General features: G+C 69.1%; 17 protein-coding genes. 7 read left to right on the top strand and 10 right to left on the bottom strand.

Going from position 1 to position 15,988, the window contains the following annotated elements:
• Positions 1-143: 143 nt before the first annotated feature.
• A complete protein-coding gene (locus tag AC1D29_RS18880) occupies positions 144-578 on the top strand; it encodes a YidB family protein (RefSeq protein ID WP_477900213.1) in 435 nt (144 codons plus the stop codon).
• Positions 579-621: 43 nt separating this feature from the next.
• Here AC1D29_RS18880 and AC1D29_RS18875 read toward each other — a convergent pair whose 3' ends face one another.
• The 3 genes from AC1D29_RS18875 to AC1D29_RS18865 form a co-directional block, all read right to left on the bottom strand.
• Entirely contained in the window at positions 622-2,286 is a 1,665-nt protein-coding gene (locus AC1D29_RS18875; RefSeq protein ID WP_477900211.1) for a PhoH family protein, read from the bottom strand.
• Between the two features lie 176 nt (positions 2,287-2,462).
• Complete coding sequence (locus AC1D29_RS18870; protein WP_056873775.1) at positions 2,463-2,942, bottom strand: peroxiredoxin; 480 nt, start codon at positions 2,940-2,942, stop codon at positions 2,463-2,465.
• 126 nt (positions 2,943-3,068) lie between these two features.
• Complete coding sequence (locus AC1D29_RS18865) at positions 3,069-3,497, bottom strand: Mth938-like domain-containing protein (RefSeq protein WP_477900208.1); 429 nt, start codon at positions 3,495-3,497, stop codon at positions 3,069-3,071.
• A 77-nt stretch (positions 3,498-3,574) separates the two neighbouring features.
• Between AC1D29_RS18865 and AC1D29_RS18860 the strand changes: the two genes are divergently transcribed.
• The 6 genes from AC1D29_RS18860 to AC1D29_RS18835 are packed head-to-tail and all read left to right on the top strand — an operon-like array spanning position 3,575 to position 9,394.
• Positions 3,575-4,801, top strand: a complete 1,227-nt coding sequence (locus AC1D29_RS18860; protein ID WP_477900206.1) for a pyridoxal phosphate-dependent aminotransferase — start codon at positions 3,575-3,577, stop codon at positions 4,799-4,801.
• An 11-nt stretch (positions 4,802-4,812) separates the two neighbouring features.
• Complete coding sequence (locus AC1D29_RS18855; protein WP_477900204.1) at positions 4,813-6,132, top strand: homoserine dehydrogenase; 1,320 nt, start codon at positions 4,813-4,815, stop codon at positions 6,130-6,132.
• A 13-nt stretch (positions 6,133-6,145) separates the two neighbouring features.
• Positions 6,146-7,537: a threonine synthase gene (gene thrC, locus AC1D29_RS18850; RefSeq protein ID WP_477900202.1), complete on the top strand. Its 1,392-nt coding sequence runs from the start codon at positions 6,146-6,148 to the stop codon at positions 7,535-7,537.
• On the top strand, positions 7,530-8,750 hold the full coding sequence (locus AC1D29_RS18845; RefSeq protein ID WP_477900200.1) for a molybdopterin molybdotransferase MoeA: 1,221 nt from the start codon (positions 7,530-7,532) through the stop codon (positions 8,748-8,750). The genes thrC and AC1D29_RS18845 overlap by 8 nt, the downstream gene beginning before the upstream one ends.
• Positions 8,751-8,752: 2 nt before the next feature.
• Complete coding sequence (gene moaD, locus AC1D29_RS18840) at positions 8,753-9,004, top strand: molybdopterin converting factor subunit 1 (protein ID WP_477900524.1); 252 nt, start codon at positions 8,753-8,755, stop codon at positions 9,002-9,004.
• Between the two features lie 3 nt (positions 9,005-9,007).
• Positions 9,008-9,394, top strand: a complete 387-nt coding sequence (locus tag AC1D29_RS18835; protein ID WP_477900198.1) for an S-adenosylmethionine decarboxylase family protein — start codon at positions 9,008-9,010, stop codon at positions 9,392-9,394.
• On the opposite strand, the gene AC1D29_RS18830 is transcribed toward AC1D29_RS18835, so the two are convergent.
• The 7 genes from AC1D29_RS18830 to AC1D29_RS18800 all read right to left on the bottom strand — a co-directional run bounded on the left by AC1D29_RS18830 (position 9,352) and on the right by AC1D29_RS18800 (position 15,979).
• Positions 9,352-10,941, bottom strand: a complete 1,590-nt coding sequence (locus AC1D29_RS18830; RefSeq protein ID WP_477900196.1) for a flavin monoamine oxidase family protein — start codon at positions 10,939-10,941, stop codon at positions 9,352-9,354. The genes AC1D29_RS18835 and AC1D29_RS18830 overlap by 43 nt on opposite strands.
• Positions 10,942-11,020: 79 nt before the next feature.
• Positions 11,021-11,272, bottom strand: a complete 252-nt coding sequence (locus AC1D29_RS18825) for a hypothetical protein (RefSeq protein ID WP_477900194.1) — start codon at positions 11,270-11,272, stop codon at positions 11,021-11,023.
• A gap of 69 nt (positions 11,273-11,341) precedes the next feature.
• Positions 11,342-12,913 (bottom strand): polyamine aminopropyltransferase, encoded by a 1,572-nt coding sequence (locus AC1D29_RS18820; RefSeq protein WP_477900192.1) that lies wholly within the window; start codon positions 12,911-12,913, stop codon positions 11,342-11,344.
• 7 nt (positions 12,914-12,920) lie between these two features.
• Positions 12,921-13,883 (bottom strand): TolB family protein, encoded by a 963-nt coding sequence (locus AC1D29_RS18815; protein WP_477900190.1) that lies wholly within the window; start codon positions 13,881-13,883, stop codon positions 12,921-12,923.
• Positions 13,884-13,939: 56 nt separating this feature from the next.
• The gene (locus AC1D29_RS18810; RefSeq protein ID WP_477900188.1) at positions 13,940-14,284 is read right to left on the bottom strand and encodes a YciI family protein; all 345 of its coding nucleotides are present in this window, start codon (positions 14,282-14,284) and stop codon (positions 13,940-13,942) included.
• Positions 14,285-14,289: 5 nt separating this feature from the next.
• A complete protein-coding gene (locus AC1D29_RS18805; protein WP_477900186.1) occupies positions 14,290-15,633 on the bottom strand; it encodes a M48 family metallopeptidase in 1,344 nt (447 codons plus the stop codon).
• A gap of 124 nt (positions 15,634-15,757) precedes the next feature.
• Positions 15,758-15,979 (bottom strand): DUF350 domain-containing protein, encoded by a 222-nt coding sequence (locus AC1D29_RS18800; protein ID WP_477900184.1) that lies wholly within the window; start codon positions 15,977-15,979, stop codon positions 15,758-15,760.
• Positions 15,980-15,988: the final 9 nt, after the last annotated feature.

The following is a 15,988-nucleotide window of genomic DNA, read 5'->3' as shown; positions in this document are numbered from 1 at the left end:
GGGTGGGGAAGAGGCGAAGATGATAGCGCTCACATGAGGCCCCTAGGTCCGCCGTGTCGGCGGGCGTGCGCGAAGCCTAGACTGCAAATGAACGCCCGCTGCGGGTGTTGACCGTGGCGCGAGTCACTTCACTGGAGACTGCAATGGGACTTCTGGACAACATGCTCGGCACCGCCACCCAGAACCTGGGACGCCAGCCGGCCGGCGGTGGCCAGGACTGGGCGGCGCTGATCTCGGGCCTGTTGGCCAATGGTTCACTGCAGGGCGGGCTGTCGGGGCTGCTGCAGCAATTGCAGGCCAGCGGCCTGGGCGACCAGGTGCACAGCTGGATCTCGACCGGCGCGAACCAGCCGGTGTCGGGCGACCAGCTCAGCAGTGCGCTCGGCGGCGCGGGCGGCCTGCTGGGCCAGCTGGCGCAGCAGGCGGGCGTGTCGCACGCTGAAGCCGGCGACCAGCTCAGCCAGTTGCTGCCGCAGATCGTCGACCGGCTGACGCCCAATGGCCAGCTGCCGGCCAACCTTGGCGCCGGCGGCCTTGGCGACATCGCCGGCATGCTGGGCGGGCTGCTGAACCGCTGAAATGAAAACGGCCCCGTGAGGGGCCGTCTGGGGGCGGGGTGACTCAGAGCACTTCGGACGCGAAGTCGGCCAGCCGCGAGCGCTCGCCGCGTGCCAGCGTCACGTGGCCGCTGTGGGCCCAGCCCTTGAAGCGATCCACCGCGAAGGTCAGGCCCGAGCTGCCCTCGGTCAGGTAGGGCGTGTCGATCTGCGCCAGGTTGCCCAGGCAGACGATCTTGGTGCCGGGGCCGGCGCGCGTGATCAGCGTCTTCATCTGCTTGGGCGTCAGGTTCTGGGCCTCGTCAATGATGACGAACTTGTTCAGGAACGTGCGCCCGCGCATGAAGTTCAGGCTCTTGATCTTGATCTTGCTGCGCACCAGGTCGTTGGTGGCGGCGCGGCCCCACTCGCCCGCGGAAGAACCGCCCTTGGCCAGCACCTCGAGGTTGTCGTCGAGGGCGCCCATCCAGGGGCCCATCTTTTCCTCTTCGGTGCCGGGCAGGAAGCCGATGTCCTCGCCCACAGGCACGGTCACGCGGGTGACGATGATCTCGCTGTAGCGGCGGTCATCGAACACCTGGGCGAGTGCCGCGGCCAGCGTCATCAGCGTCTTGCCGGTGCCGGCCGTGCCCGTCAGCGTGATGAAGTCGCACTCGGGGTCCATCAGCAGGTTGAGCGCGAAGTTCTGCTCGCGGTTGCGGGACGTCACGCCCCAGACGGAGTGCTTCTGGTTGCCGTAGTCCTTCAGCGTGCGCAGCACGGCCGTCTTGCCGGTGATCTCGGTGACCTTGGCATACAGCGGCGTCGCGCCGGGGGCTTCCAGGTAGACCAGCTCGTTGATCAGCAACGTCGGCACCAGCGGCCCGCTGATGCGGTAGTAGGTCGTGCCGCCCTGCTGCCAGCTTTCCATGGTCTTGCCATGGCGGTCCCAGAAGTCGCTGGGCAGCGCCTGCACGCCGGTGTAGAGCAGGTCGGAGTCTTCCAGCGTCTTGTCGTTGCGGTAGTCCTCGGCGGGCAGGCCCAGGGCCCGCGCCTTGATGCGCATGTTGATGTCCTTGGACACCAGCACGACCTCACGGCCTGGATGGCGATTCTTGAGCGCCTGCACGACACCGAGGATCTGGTTGTCCGCCTTGCCCTGGGGCAGGCCTTGCGGCAGCGGCGCGTCGATCAGCTCGGTCTGGAAGAAGAGCTTGCCCTCGGCCTCGCGGTGGCCGGTGGCCGACAGCGGCAGGCCTTTGGCCATCTCCTCGACGCCGCTGGTTTTCAGACTGGCGGCGAGCTGGTCCAGCTCGCGGCTGACCTGGCGCACGTTGCGGGCGACCTCGGTCATGCCCTTCTTGTGGCCGTCCAGCTCTTCGAGCGTGATCATCGGCAGGAAGACGTCGTGCTCCTCGAAGCGGAACAGCGACATCGGATCGTGCATCAGCACATTGGTGTCGACGACGAACAGCTTGGCCGCGCCGGCGGGCTTGCGCGTGCGTTTGGGCGTGGTGGACCGGGCCGGCGCCTTGGCGGCCGGGCGGACCGGCTCAACCGGTTTGCTGGCGGCGGGCGCGGAGGGTGGGGTGGGCAGTCGCAGCACTTCGGCTGTCGGGGCCGCGACCTTGGCGGCGGGCGCGACGACGGCAGGCGGCGTCGCGCGGGATTTGCTGGGGGTCAGGGTGGCCGAGTAGGCGGAGGATTCGAGGCGGCTGGCGCGTTGTGCAGGAGGCTTGGGCAGTGGCATTGACGGCTAGGCAGCAGGAGGTGGGCCCCACGACATCCAAGCTCCAGAAAGCAAAAAGCCGCACAGGATGAGTGCGGCTTTTGAAGTCTGAGACATGGATTCGACCCGGGGCATGCGCTGATTATGCACATCCGCCGAGGCTGCTCCGCCTCAGGGAAGAACCTGAATGCGTAACCTCAGGCGGCTTCCTTCTTCAGGCCCTTGACGGCCTTGAGCACCTCGTCGACATGACCCGCGACCTTGATGCCGCGCCATTCGCCCACCAGGATGCCGTTCGGGGCAATCAGGAAGGTCGAGCGCTCGATGCCCTTGACCTTCTTGCCGTACATGATCTTGTTCTTGACCACGCCGAACATGTGACAGAGCTTTTCTTCCGTGTCGGCGATCAGCTCGAAGGGCAGCTCCAGGGCCTGCTTGAACTTGTCGTGCGAGGCCATGTTGTCGCGCGAGACACCGAACACGACGGCACCAGCTTTTACGAAGTCCTTGTGGCGGTCGCGGAATTGCATCGCCTCGGTGGTACAACCGGGCGTGTTGTCTTTCGGATAGAAGTACAGCACGACCGACTTGCCCAGGAAGGCGTTGCCGGTGAACTTCACGCCGCCGGTGGCTTGAGCCTCAATTTCCGGCAGGGGTTTGTTGAGCGCAGGCGTCATTGGGGGGTGCGGCAAGTTGGGCTCACGGGGTCCCCGGTTCGTGAACGCTGTGCAGCATTTCACGCGGGCGCCCGCAGGCAATAGCCAGCAATTATAAGGCCTAGCCTCGGCTCCCTCCGCCGCAGGTCATCCCTCGATCAGCAGCGCCGCGAGCACATTTCGACCTTCACTGGCCAATACGTTGTAAGTGCGGCAGGCCGCGGGGAGGTCCATGACCTCGAAACCGATGCGCGCTTCGACCAGCCTGCGCCACAAGGCCGGGTTGGGGAAACGCAGCCGGGCGCCGCTGCCGAAGACGACCAGCTCGGGATTGAGCGCCTGGATTGCTTCGAAATGCGCGGGTTGAAGTTCCTCGAAGCGCGAAGGCGGCCAGGCGACCACGTCGCCCTTCCAGGGGACGAGGACGCTGGCCGTGTGCGGCTGGCCATTGACCCAGACGCCCTGGGCGTCATGGCGGGAGATGCTGTTGCCGCCTTGCGGCTCGTCGAGCTGAAACTTCATGGGAAAACGGGCAGAAAGCCGGGCGCGAGTGTCGCGCAGAACGGCAGGCCGCATGCCCGTGCCTTGCTTAAACTCCAAGATCCCCGTTTTGCACTGCAGCAAACCCTGGTTTGCACCGCCTGGAGCCCCTTTTGAAACCCATCGCCAAGTCCAGCAAGCTCGCCAGCGTCAGCTATGACATCCGCGGCCCCGTGCTGGACAAGGCGCGCCAGATGGAGGAAGAGGGCCAGAAGATCATCAAGCTGAACATCGGCAACACGGCGGTCTTCGGCCTGACGCCACCGGACGAGATCGTGCAGGACATGATCCGCAACCTCGCCGACGCGGGCGGCTACACCGACAGCAAGGGCTTGTTCGCGCCGCGCAAGGCGGTCGTGCACTACACGCAGCAGCAGGGCGTCAAGGGCGTCACGGTAGATGACGTTTACCTCGGCAACGGCGCGTCCGAGCTGATCCAGATGTCCATCAATGCGCTGGTCAACGACGGCGACGAGATCCTGATCCCCGCGCCCGACTTCCCGCTTTACACGGCCGTGGTCGGCCTGTCAGGCGGCCGCCCGGTGCACTACCTGTGCGACGAAGGTGCGGGCTGGCTGCCCGACCTCGCCGACATCGAGGCCAAGATCAGCCCGCGCACCCGCGGCATCATGGTCTGCAACCCCAACAACCCGACCGGTGCGCTGTACCCGACGGACCTGCTGCTGGGCATCATCGAACTGGCCCGCCGGCATCAGCTGGTCATCTTTGCCGACGAGATCTACGACAAGACGCTGTACGACGGCAATGTGCACGTCAGCATGGCGTCGCTGGCCGACGACGTGCTGTTCGTGACCTTCAACGGCCTGTCCAAGAACTACCGCGCCTGCGGCTACCGCGCCGGCTGGATGGTGGTCAGCGGCGAGAAGCGCCATGCCCGTGACTACATCGAGGGCCTGAACATGCTGGCCTCGCTGCGGCTGTGCTCCAACACGCCGGGTCAATTGGCGATCCAGACGGCGCTGGGCGGCTACCAGAGCATCAAGGACCTCGTCGCGCCGACCGGGCGCCTGTGCCACCAGCGTGACCTGGCCTACGAGCTGCTGACGCAGATCCCCGGTGTCAGTGTCGTCAAGCCGAAGGCGGCCCTGTACATGTTCCCGCGGCTGGACCCCAAGATCTACCCGATCGCCGACGACCAGCAGTTCGCTTACGAGCTGCTGGCCGAAGAGAAGGTGTTGATCGTGCAGGGCACCGGCTTCAACTGGCCCGCGCACGACCATTTCCGGCTTGTGTTCCTGCCCAACGTGGACGACCTGCGCGAGGCAGTCGGCCGCATCGAACGTTTCCTGTCCGGGTATCGCCGGCGTCATTCCTCCTGAGAGCTCTGCAGATGAAAGCCATCAAAGTCGGCCTGATCGGCCTCGGCACCGTCGGTGCCGGCACCTTCCACGTCCTGCAGCGCAACCAGGCCGAGATTCGCGGCCGCGCCGGTCGGGGCATCGAAATTGCCATGGTGGCCGCCCGCAATGCCGAGCGCGCCAAGGCCTACCAAGCCATCGTCGGCGACGGCGTGAGCTGTGTCGGCGAAGCACAGCAGCTGGTCAACGACCCGGCCATCGACATCGTCGTCGAACTGATCGGTGGCATCGAGCCGGCGCGATCTCTCGTGCTGCAGGCGATTGCCAACGGCAAGCATGTGGTCACCGCCAACAAGGCGCTGCTGGCGCTGCACGGCACGGAGATCTTCGAGGCGGCGCGCGAGAAGGGTGTCGTCGTCGCCTTCGAGGCGGCCGTGGCGGGTGGCATCCCCATCATCAAGGCGCTGCGCGAAGGCCTGACGGCCAACCGCATCGAGTGGATCGCCGGCATCATCAACGGCACGACCAACTTCATCCTGTCGGAGATGCGCGGCAAGGGCCTGGACTTCGCCACCGTGCTGAAGGAAGCCCAGCGCCTGGGCTATGCCGAGAGCGACCCGACCTTCGACATCGAAGGCGTGGACGCCGCCCACAAGCTGACGCTGATGAGCGCCATCGCCTTCGGCGTGCCGGTGCAGTTCGACAAGGCCCATGTCGAAGGCATCAGCAGCCTGCAGGCTGCCGACATCCGCTACGCCGAGCAGCTGGGCTACCGCGTCAAGCTGCTGGGCATCACGCGCCGCCGCCCGGGTGGCATCGAGCTGCGCGTGCACCCGACGCTGATCCCGGCCAGCCGCCTGATCGCCAACGTCGAAGGCGCGATGAACGCCGTCGTCGTGCAGGCCGACGCGGTTGGCACGACGCTTTACTACGGCAAGGGCGCCGGCGCCGAGCCGACCGCCTCGGCCGTCGTCGCCGACCTGGTCGACGTGACCCGGCTGGCGACGGCCGACCCGGACCACCGCGTGCCGCACCTGGCCTTCCAGCCCGACGCGATGAGCGACACGCCCATCCTGGCGATGGCCGACGTGCACACCGCCTTCTATCTGCGCCTGGTCGTGGCCGACCAGGCCGGCGTGCTGTCGCGCATCACCACCATCCTGGCCGAGCACGACATCTCCATCGACGCCGTGCTGCAGCGCGAGTCCGCCGAAGGTGAGCGCCAGACCGACCTCATCATCCTGACGCACGACACCGCCGAAGGCCGCATGAACGAGGCGCTGGCCAAGATGCAGGGCCTGCCCACCGTGCTGGCGCCCATCGTGCGCATCCGCAAGGAAGAACTGGCCTGAAGCGAGCCCGACCATGAAGTACATCAGCACCCGCGGTGACCAGACCGAGCGCGGCTTCTCGGACATCCTGCTGGAGGGCCTGGCGCCCGACGGCGGGCTCTACATGCCCAAGACCTACCCGCGCGTCGATGCGGCCCTGCTTTCGCGCTGGCGCGGCCTGCCCTATGCCGACCTGGCGTTCGAGATCCTGTCGCTATACATCGACGACATCCCGGCCGACGACCTGCGCGCGATCACGCGCCAGGTCTACACGGCCGAGGTCTTCGGCAGCGAGCAGATCACGCCGCTGACCTGGCTGGGCGAAGGCATCGCGCTGGAAGGCCTGTCCAACGGCCCGACGCTGGCCTTCAAGGACATGGCCATGCAGCTGCTGGGCGCGCTGTTCGAGTACGAGCTGGGTCGGCGCGGCGAGACGCTGAACATCCTGGGCGCGACCTCCGGCGACACCGGCAGCGCGGCCGAGTACGCGATGCGCGGCAAGAAGGGCGTCAACGTCTTCATGCTCAGCCCCAACGGCCGCATGAGCCCCTTCCAGCAGGCGCAGATGTTCAGCCTGCAGGACGCCAACATCCACAACATCGCCGTCGACGGCGTGTTCGACGACTGCCAGGACATCGTCAAGGCCGTGTCCAACGACCTGGCCTTCAAGCGCGAGCACCGCATCGGCACGGTCAACTCCATCAACTGGGCGCGGCTGCTGGCGCAGGTCGTCTACTACTTCGCCGGCTACTTCCAGGCGACCAAGAGCAACACCGAAAAAGTCAGCTTCACGGTGCCGTCGGGCAACTTCGGCAACGTCTGCGCCGGCCATGTGGCGCGCCAGATGGGCCTGCCCATCGGCCGGCTGGTCGTCGCGACGAACGAGAACGACGTGCTGGACGAGTTCTTCCGCACCGGCACCTATCGCGTGCGCGGCAGTGCCGACACGCACGAGACCTCCAGCCCGTCCATGGACATCTCCAAGGCCAGCAACTTCGAACGCTTCGTGTTCGACCTGCTGGGCCGTGATGGCGAGCGCGTGAAGCAACTGTTCGGCGGCAACCAGTTCGCATTGACGGCCGGCGAGCATGCCGAGATCGCCAGCTTCGGCTTCATCTCCGGCCGCAGCACGCATGCCGACCGCATCGCCACCATCCGCCGCTGCCATGCCGAGCACGGCATCGTCATCGACCCGCACACGGCCGACGGCCTCAAGGTGGCGCTGGAGAAGCACGAGCCGGGCACGACCATGCTGGTGCTGGAGACGGCGCTGCCGGCCAAGTTTGCGGCCACCATCCACGAGGCGCTGGGCGTCGAGCCGCCGCGGCCGGCGGGGCTGGAAGGCATCGAGGATTTGCCCAAGCGCGTGAAGGTCATGCCGGCCGATGTGGGCCAGGTGAAGGCCTACATTCACGCCCATGTCTGACGCACCCCGCAAGCCGCTGATTTCCCTCGACGACGCGCTGGCCACGCTGCTGGCGCAGATCGAACCGCTGCAGGGCGGCGAGACGCTGGCGGCCGTCGACGCCGGTGGCCGCGTGTTGGCGGCCGACCTGGTGTCGCCGGTCGACGTGCCGCCCGAGGACAACTCGGCCATGGACGGCTACGCACTGCGCGCGGCCGATGCCACCATGCTGCTGCCGGTGACCCAGCGCATCCCCGCCGGCAGCGTGCCGGTGCCGCTGGCCGCCGGCGAGGCCGCGCGCATCTTCACGGGCGCGCAAGTGCCGGCCGGCGCCGACACCGTCGTCATGCAGGAGTCCACCGCGCTGGTCGACGAGCGGCTGCGCATCACCCAGCCTGTCAGCGCCGGCCAGCATGTGCGCCGCCGCGGCGAGGACGTGCGCGCCGGCTCGGTCGTGCTGCCCGCCGGCACGCGGCTGGATGCCGTGTCGCTGGGCCTGGCGGCCACGACCGGCGCCGCACAGCTGACCGTCACCCGCCGCCCGCGCGTGGCGCTGTTCTCGACCGGCGACGAGCTCGTCATGCCCGGCGAGCCGCTGCCGCCCGGCGCGATCTACAACTCCAACCGCTTCACGCTGCGCGCGCTGCTCGAAGGCCTGGGCTGCGAGGTCATCGACCTGGGCATCGTGCCTGACCGGCTCGACGCGACCCGTGCCGCGCTGCGCGAAGCGGCCTCCAAGGCCGACGTCATCCTGACCTCCGGCGGCGTGTCCGTTGGCGAGGAAGACCACTTGCGCCCCGCCGTGCAGGCCGAGGGCCGGCTGGACCTGTGGGCCATCGCCATCAAGCCCGGTAAGCCGTTCGCCTACGGCCGCGTCGAGAACGGCACAAACACGGCCCATTTCATCGGCCTGCCCGGCAACCCGGTGTCCAGCCTCGTGACCTTCCTGGTGCTGGTGCGGCCTGCGCTGCTGAAGCTGCAGGGCGCCACGCGCCTGACGCCGCGCGGTTACCGGCTGGTGGCCGGCTTCGACTGGCCCAGGCCCGACAAGCGGCGCGAGTTCCTGCGCGTGCGGCTGGACGACGAGGGCGGCCTGGCGCTATTCACCAACCAGAGCAGCGGCGTGCTGACCTCGGCCTTCTGGGCCGACGGCCTGCTCGACAACCCGGCCGGCCAGGTGATCAAGCCGGGCGACGCGGTGCGCTTCATCCCGTTCGCGGAGCTGCTGGCGTGACGATCACGGTGAAGCTGCGCTTCTTCGCATCGCTGCGCGAGAAGCTGGGCGCGGGCGAGGCGTTGCCCTTGCCCGAAGGCAGCACGGTGGCCGCGGCACGCGAAGCGCTGCTGGCCCGTGGTGGCGCCCATGCCGACGCGCTGGCCCGCGGCCGCGCGGTGCGTTGTGCGTTGAACCAGAAGATGTGCGCCGAGTCGGCCCTGCTCGCGGACGGCGACGAGCTGGCGTTCTTCCCGCCGGTCACAGGCGGCTGATCCTTGGACGGCCTGCACCTGACGGCGGACCTGCGCGGCGTGGAACCCGCGCTGCCCGAGATGCGCGACGGCGCTGCGCTGGCGGCGCTGTGTCGCGAAGCCGTGGTGCGCTCCGGCCTGAGCGGCGTGGCGGAACTCTTTCATCGCTTTGGCGCGGCCGACGAGCATAGCGGCATCACCGGCGTCGTGCTGCTGGCCGAGTCGCACGTGGCCATTCACACCTGGCCGGAACTGGGGGGCGTGACGCTGGACGTCTACGTCTGCAACTACGGCGGCGACAACAGCGCCAAGGCCGAGGCGTTGATGGTGGCGCTGATCGCCGCCTTTGAGCCGGGCTCGGTCAGCCGTCAGAGCCTCAACCGAGCCGCCGCGCCGACGCCGGCCGTGTAGGCCTCCTCAAACACCGAATAGCCGGCCAGATCGGCATGCGCGAAGACGATGCGGCCGCGGGCCTCATTGAGCGCGGCCAGCGCGGCCGACCCGCGCAGGCCCGGCACGGGCATGCTCATCGCATGGCCGAAGCGGCACAGGTCCGCGCGTTCCAGCTTGGCCGGCAGGTCCGGATGGGTGTGCGCCAGCTCGTCGACGACGACGCGCGCCCAGTGCTGCCAGGGCTTCTGCAGCAGGTCGGCGCGCTGCGCCGTCGGCAGCGCCAGGTAGGCCGTCAGCAGTGGTGGCCGGGGCAGCGGGCTCAGGGTCTGGTGGTGTGCATCGACATAGCCCAGCGCCACGGTGCTGCCATAGCGCACGTTGTCCCAGGCGGGCGGCGCACCGGCGCGGTCCAGCAGCGGTTCACGCAAGGCCAGGTTGGCGGTCAGCCAGGGGGCGTAGCGCGCCTGGGCCGCGGCGGCGCGCAGCGCGTCGGGCGGCGCGGCCAGCAGCCGGGCGGCAATGAAGAGCGGCGTCGCCATCACGACGGCGCGGGCCTGCCAGCGCTCCGGGGCACCGCTGGCTTCGTTCCAGGCCAGCAGCTCCGCGCCGTGCTTGGCCTCGGTGACACGCAGCACGCTGCGGCCGAGGTGGATGCGGTCGCGCAGCGGCTCGGCCATGCGGGCGGACAGCCAGCCATTGCCTTCAGGCCAGGTCAACACCGGCTCGCGCTCGGCGGCCTCGTCACCCGGCGCGTGAAAGCCGTGACGGCTGGCGAAGTAGTGCAGGCCGGCCCAGGCCGAGACCGTGCTCGCACCGGCGCCGAAGTCGTCGCGGCAGCAGTAGTCCAGGTACCAGCGCAGCCGCGTGTCGGTCAGGCCTTGGCGGTCCAGCCACGCGGCGAAGGTCTGCGCGTCCAGTGTGGCGTGGGCGGCGGTCCAGCGCGCGCGCCGCGTCGGCATCGCAAAACCGGCGTCGCGCTGTGCCTGGCTGACCAACGCGGCGAAGCGCTGGTACTGCTCGCGCGTCGTGGCGTCCTCGGCGGGCGGCAGCAGGCTCTCATGCCAGGTGCCGTCGATGAAGAGACGTTCCTGCGGGCTGTAGCACAGGTGGCGCTCGTCCCACTCGGTGCGGCCCAGGTGCTGGCGCGCCAGGCCCAGCTCGTGCAGCAGCGCGCTGACTTCACGCGCCTGCTCGCCCGGCAGCGGCAGGTAATGCGCGCCCAGCGGGCAGGGCGCACCGGCCAGCGTGTGGCCGCGGCTGTTGCCGCCGGCGCTGTCTTCGAGGTCCAGCAGCGCGATGTCGTCGACACCGCGTTGCGCCAGCGCCCGTGCGCAGGCCAGGCCGGCGATGCCCGCGCCGACGATGACAACACTGGCTTTCCTCAGCGGCCCGTCGGCCGTCGGCAACTCACCACGCAGGCGGTGGCCGCGCTCCGGATGGGTGCCCACCCAGCCGCCTTGAAGCGCCGGCGCTTCGGGCGTGCAGCCGCCGGCCAGCAGGCCGAGCAGCAATGCGCGGCGGGGCAGGCCGGGGGGTGGGAAGGGTGGGCGGGAGAGGGCGGTCAAGGGCGGCAGCGGAACGCGGCGGATTCTCGCTGCAGCAAGGATTGCCCGCGGGCAATCCGCGCGCCCGGCGCCGCCGGTGTCAGCTGGCGCGCGGCGTCACGCTGTCGTCGCCGCAGGGCGAGCGCCATTCGCGCAGTTCGGCGGCCAGCACGGGGTGCTTGCCGGCCTCGGCGCGCTGGATCAGCGCTTCGACATTGGCCTCGGTCACGTACTCGTGGCCCACGCCCTGGACCAGGGCCTGATAGACGCTGTCGACATTCTTGCCGTCGGTGTCGGCCGGTGTCGTGGGCACGTCGGTCCGGCCGAAGGCGGTGGGTGAAGAGGATGGCATGGGCGGCTCCAGGCACCGGCGCCAGCGGCCGGCGATCCCGGTTGCCGGCAATCGGCGTGCCGGCGGGCGTCAGTGGCTTAAGTGGACGCGGCCCCACTCGGCCTCGAACTCCTGCACCAGCACCTGGTTGGACAGCCGGTTCACCTCGGTGGGCACGCGCGCCATGTCGGGCGGGAAGTCCAGCAGCGCCGGCAGGCCTTGCGGGTTGATGAAGCGCAGGCCGGCCGGGAACGCGGTCGGCAGCCGGAACGGCCGCCGCGACGCCAGGATGAAGCCCCATTCGCCAAACGACGGCACATGGGCGTGGTACGGCGTCGCCGTCAGGCCCACGGCTTCGATGGTGCTCACCACCGTCCAGAAGCTGCGCCGCGCGATCAGCGGCGATGTGGTCTGCACGACGGCATAGCCGCCGGCGCTCAGGTGCTGGTCGGCCAGTTCGTAGAAGCTGGCCGTGTAGAGCTTGCCCAGCGCGAAGTTGGACGGGTCGGGGAAGTCGATGACGATGACGTCGAAGACCTCGGCCTGCTGCTCCAGCCAGCCGAAGGCGTCGGCGTTGACGATGCGCAGCTTGGGCGAAGACAGCGAGTGGCTGTTCAGCGCGGCCAGCTTGGGCGTGTCGCGGAACAGCGTCGTCATGTGCGGGTCCAGCTCGACCAGCGTGACCTGCTCGACGCCCGCGTACTTCAGCACCTCGCGCACGGCCATGCCGTCGCCGCCGCCCAGCACCAGCACGCGCTTGGGCGCCCCATGCGCGGCCATCGCGGGCTGCACCAGCGCCTCGTGGTACCGGTACTCGTCCTTGGAATGGAACTGCAGGTTGCCGTTCAGGAACAGCCGCGTGCCGGCATGGCCGTCGGTGACGACGATGCGCTGGTAGGCGCTGCTTTGCTTGAAGACGATGTGCTCGCCGTAGAAGCGGTCCTCTGCCCAGGTCGTCAGCCGTTCGGCACCCAGCAACGCCGCCAGCAGCAGCGTGGCCGACAGCGCGCTGGCCACCGCATGGGCGCGTCGGGCGCGCAGCTCGGCGCGGAACAGCCACAGCGCCCAGCCGGCGACGGCCACATTCAACAACCCGAACACGACACCCGTGCGCACCAGGCCCAGATGGGGCACCAGCACCAGCGGGAAGGCCAGCGCGACCAGCAGCGCACCGAGGTAGTCGAAGGTCAGCACCTGCGAGACCAGGTCCTTGAGCCCGTAGCGGGCGCTGAAGTGGCGCTTCAGGATGCGCATGACCAGCGGGATCTCCAGTCCCACCAGCGTGCCCACCAGCAGCACCAGCGCATAGAGCAGCACGCGAAAGGCCGACGCCTCGCCCGGCGGCAGCAGGCTGTGCACGGCGAACAGCGCCGCCGGCATCAGCCCGCCGATGACGCCCACCAGCAGCTCCACCTGCAGGAAGACGCCCACCAGCTGGCGCTCGACGAAACGAGACAGCCAGGAGCCCAGGCCCATCGCGAACAGGTAGACGCCGATGACCGTGGAGAACTGCAGCACCGAGTCGCCCAGCAGGTAGCTGGCCAGCGCACCCGCGGCCAGCTCGTAGACCAGGCCGCAGGCGGCGATGACGAAGACGCTGCCGAGCAGCAGCAGCTCGGCGGCCGAGGCGCGGGCGGGTGGCGAGGTCGTGGCGTCGGTCATGCGACCGTCAGGGCTTGGCGGCCGGTGGTGGCGTCAGCGTCACCGAGAACGCCAGCCGGCTACCGTCCGCGCTGGCGGCGATGTTGCGGACCGCGCCGCCCAGTTCGGGCAGGTCGGCCAGAGGCTTGAAGCCGCTGCCCGGCTTGCCGTCCCAGCGCAGGAAGAGGTGGCCGCGGGCCATCAGCAGGGAGCCGTCGGGCAGCCAGGCGAAATACTGGCTGCGGTTGGCGGCCTTCTCGCCTTCGGGCAGGGCCGGCGTCTCGACGAGGACCTGGGGCTGGGCATCGCCCGGGCCCATGGCCGCAATGACCCAGCGCGCGGGGTCGGTCTGGTCGACGAAGCTTGCGCGCCTGCCGTCGGGCGTGCGGCCCAGCGAGCGGCCGGGCTTGGCGGTCAGCAGCGTCTGCTGGCCGGTGACGCGATGGATGAGGACGGCGCGGTGGTCGTTGCGCTCGGGCACGTCGTCGACGAGGAAGGCGGCCAGCAGGTCCGCGTTGATCCACGCGTGGTAGCCGATGCGCTTGGTCGGCACGACGGGCGTGACGGGCTTGCCGTCCCAGCCGAAGCGCCACAGCGACGGCTCGTTCATCTCGATGCCGTAGGCCGGGTCGGCGGTGACGACGCGGATGGCCGAGAAGCCGCTGCCGTCGGCCAGCGGCGTCGGCGAGTAGAGGTTCTCGGTGGTCGACGTGACGGCCGCCGTCGTGCCCTTGGCGATGTCGTAGCGGTAGATGTTGTTGGCGCCGGTGCGGCCCGACGTGTAGACGACGGCGGCACCGTCGGGCGTGAAGGCCGGCTGGAAGTTGCTGCCCTTGCCCGGCGTGATGTTGCGCGCGTCGTTGACCCTGCCGGCGGCGAGGTCGAGCTTGGCGACAAACACGGCCACTTCGGGCGGGGCGTCGGCCGCCGCGGCGGGCAGCGCGATGGCGAGCAGCAAGGCGGCTGCGAGGCCGCGGGCAGTGGAGGTCATGGCTGGCCTGTGCAGTCGTTCAGCGGGCCGCGAGTGTCGCGCATGGCGGCGTGGGCTCAGAAGGACACCGGCTGGGGCAGGGCCTTGCTCCAGTAGAAGATGTCCCAGCCGGCACGCAGGCCGCCGGTGGTGAAGGGGTCGGTGGCGATGAGGGCCTCGACGGCGGCCTTGTCCGGTGCGCGCACGACCCACAGGCCGCCAACGGGCGTTGCGTCGGGTGATTCGCGCAGCGAGCCGATGGCGCGCACCATCTGCGCATTCGCGGCCGCCCACTCCAGGTGGGCCTGAAGCAGCCGGCCGCGCAGTTCACCCGCGCCGGCGCGATCATGAAAGCGCACGGCGAACAGCGTCCAGTCCTCGTGGGCGTTGCTCGTCAGTGCGGCGAAGTCATGCGCGCTCATGGCAGTCAGGGCGTGCCCATGGCCTCGCGCCAGCGCATCGCATCCAGGATGCGGTGGCGGGTGCTGGGGTGGTGGAAGAAGACGAATTCTTCCACCGCGCCAGGGTCGGCCTTGCGGTACTCGACCAGGCGCAGCTGGGCCTCGGCAAAGCCATGCGGCTCGCGCGACAGGTTCAGGCCGAACTTGTCGGCCTCGGCCTCCTGAACGCGCGTGATGCTGTTGTTCACGGGCGTCGCCAACGCCAGGAAGACCGAGAACACCGCCGCCAGCATCGGCAGGCCGGCCACGTCGTCGATGCGGCTGACGCCGGTGCTGGCAGCAAAGCGCGTCAGCAAACGGCCCAGCAGCCATTGCACGGTGGCGAAACCGACGAACAGCACGATGGTCAGCATGGCCAGCGTCTTGGGGATGTGGTTCATCACGTAGTGGCCCAGCTCGTGCCCCATGACGGCGCGGATCTCGGGCTCCGACGTGCGGCGCAGCAGGTTGTCGTTCAGCCGCACGGCCGCGCTGCCGAACAGGCCGGCCACGTTGGCGCTGACACGCGTCGTCTGGCGCGAGGCGTCGAAGACGTAGACGTTGTCCACCGGCACGCCGTTGGCGTGAGCCATCTGCAGCACGGCCGTCTTGACCGGCCCGTCCTCGACCGGCTTGTAGGTGTTGAAGGCGGGTTCGATCAGCACGGGCGACAAGGCGATCACGACGGCCAGCACGGCAATGCCGCCGGCCGTGCCCCAGATCCACCAGCGCGCGCCGGCGCGACGCATCAGCGCGTACAGGCCGGCGACGATGAGGGCGGTCAGCAGCAGGTTGAAGCCCTGGATCAGCACCGCCTCGCCCAGCCAGCCGAGCAAGGTCTGCGTCGACATGCCGTAGGCCTGTTCGCGCCACCAGCCCTCGTAGACGGCCAGCGGCAGCGTCAGCAGCGTCGAGGCCAGCACGTAGACGGCGCCAACCAGCATGTCGCGGCGCACGGGGCCCTTGCCCACGCGCTGGGCCCAGTCGCGCACGCGCACGGCGCGCCGGCCGCTCATCATCAGTATTGCGACGGCGAGGCCGAGCAGCAGGTTCCACAACTGCAGCCAGTAACCCCCGGTGTAGTAGGCGTCAGACTTGGCGACGACCTCGGCCGGCAGCCTATCCAGGTAGGCCTGCGTGGCGGCCTCGGCGTTGCGGGGCAGGGCGGCCCGCCAGGCGTCGTCGACGGGGCGGATCTTGAAGCCCGACGCCTGTGCCGTGGCATCGGCCTTCTGGGCTTGGGCGGTGGCGCTGTCCGTGTCCGCGGCGTGGGCCAGCGTCAGGCCAAGGCCCAAGACAACTGCGGCTGCCGCGGTCAAGCATTTCCTCATCGAGTTCTCCTGTGTCGAAAGCGGCGCGATTGTGCTGACGCGCGCTGCACCAGGAGGCTTGTTGCGACGGTTGGCGTGCCGCGGGGATTGGGCCGCATCAGCACCCGACGGTCGGCGATGCCGCTCAGCCGTGGATGGCCGCGGCGACGATGTTGCCGATGGAGATGCACATCGCTGCGACGACGACGGCCAGTGCCAGGTTCTTGCGCTCGACCAGTTCCTCCCACAGCTTGTACGGCGTGATGAGGTCGACGATGACGAAGGCGACCCAGAAGATGACGACGCCGATGACGGCGTACATCGTCGAGCCGAGGATGACTTCGGGTTTGAGCCAGTCGAGTGTCATGAAGTGCTC

The sequence above is a fragment of the Roseateles sp. P1_C6 genome, from assembly GCF_056406315.1.
This window is presented reverse-complemented; position numbering and strand designations above follow the sequence as displayed.

Coding starts and splice junctions, on each gene's coding strand:
- AC1D29_RS18880 (WP_477900213.1), top strand. CDS start 144: ATGGGACTTCTGGACAACATGCTCGGCACCGCCACCCAGAACCTGGGA.
- AC1D29_RS18875 (WP_477900211.1), bottom strand. CDS start 2,286: ATGCCACTGCCCAAGCCTCCTGCACAACGCGCCAGCCGCCTCGAATCC.
- AC1D29_RS18870 (WP_056873775.1), bottom strand. CDS start 2,942: ATGACGCCTGCGCTCAACAAACCCCTGCCGGAAATTGAGGCTCAAGCC.
- AC1D29_RS18865 (WP_477900208.1), bottom strand. CDS start 3,497: ATGCGGCCTGCCGTTCTGCGCGACACTCGCGCCCGGCTTTCTGCCCGT.
- AC1D29_RS18855 (WP_477900204.1), top strand. CDS start 4,813: ATGAAAGCCATCAAAGTCGGCCTGATCGGCCTCGGCACCGTCGGTGCC.
- thrC (WP_477900202.1), top strand. CDS start 6,146: ATGAAGTACATCAGCACCCGCGGTGACCAGACCGAGCGCGGCTTCTCG.
- AC1D29_RS18845 (WP_477900200.1), top strand. CDS start 7,530: ATGTCTGACGCACCCCGCAAGCCGCTGATTTCCCTCGACGACGCGCTG.
- AC1D29_RS18825 (WP_477900194.1), bottom strand. CDS start 11,272: ATGCCATCCTCTTCACCCACCGCCTTCGGCCGGACCGACGTGCCCACG.
- AC1D29_RS18820 (WP_477900192.1), bottom strand. CDS start 12,913: ATGACCGACGCCACGACCTCGCCACCCGCCCGCGCCTCGGCCGCCGAG.
- AC1D29_RS18815 (WP_477900190.1), bottom strand. CDS start 13,883: ATGACCTCCACTGCCCGCGGCCTCGCAGCCGCCTTGCTGCTCGCCATC.
- AC1D29_RS18810 (WP_477900188.1), bottom strand. CDS start 14,284: ATGAGCGCGCATGACTTCGCCGCACTGACGAGCAACGCCCACGAGGAC.
- AC1D29_RS18805 (WP_477900186.1), bottom strand. CDS start 15,633: ATGAGGAAATGCTTGACCGCGGCAGCCGCAGTTGTCTTGGGCCTTGGC.
- AC1D29_RS18800 (WP_477900184.1), bottom strand. CDS start 15,979: ATGACACTCGACTGGCTCAAACCCGAAGTCATCCTCGGCTCGACGATG.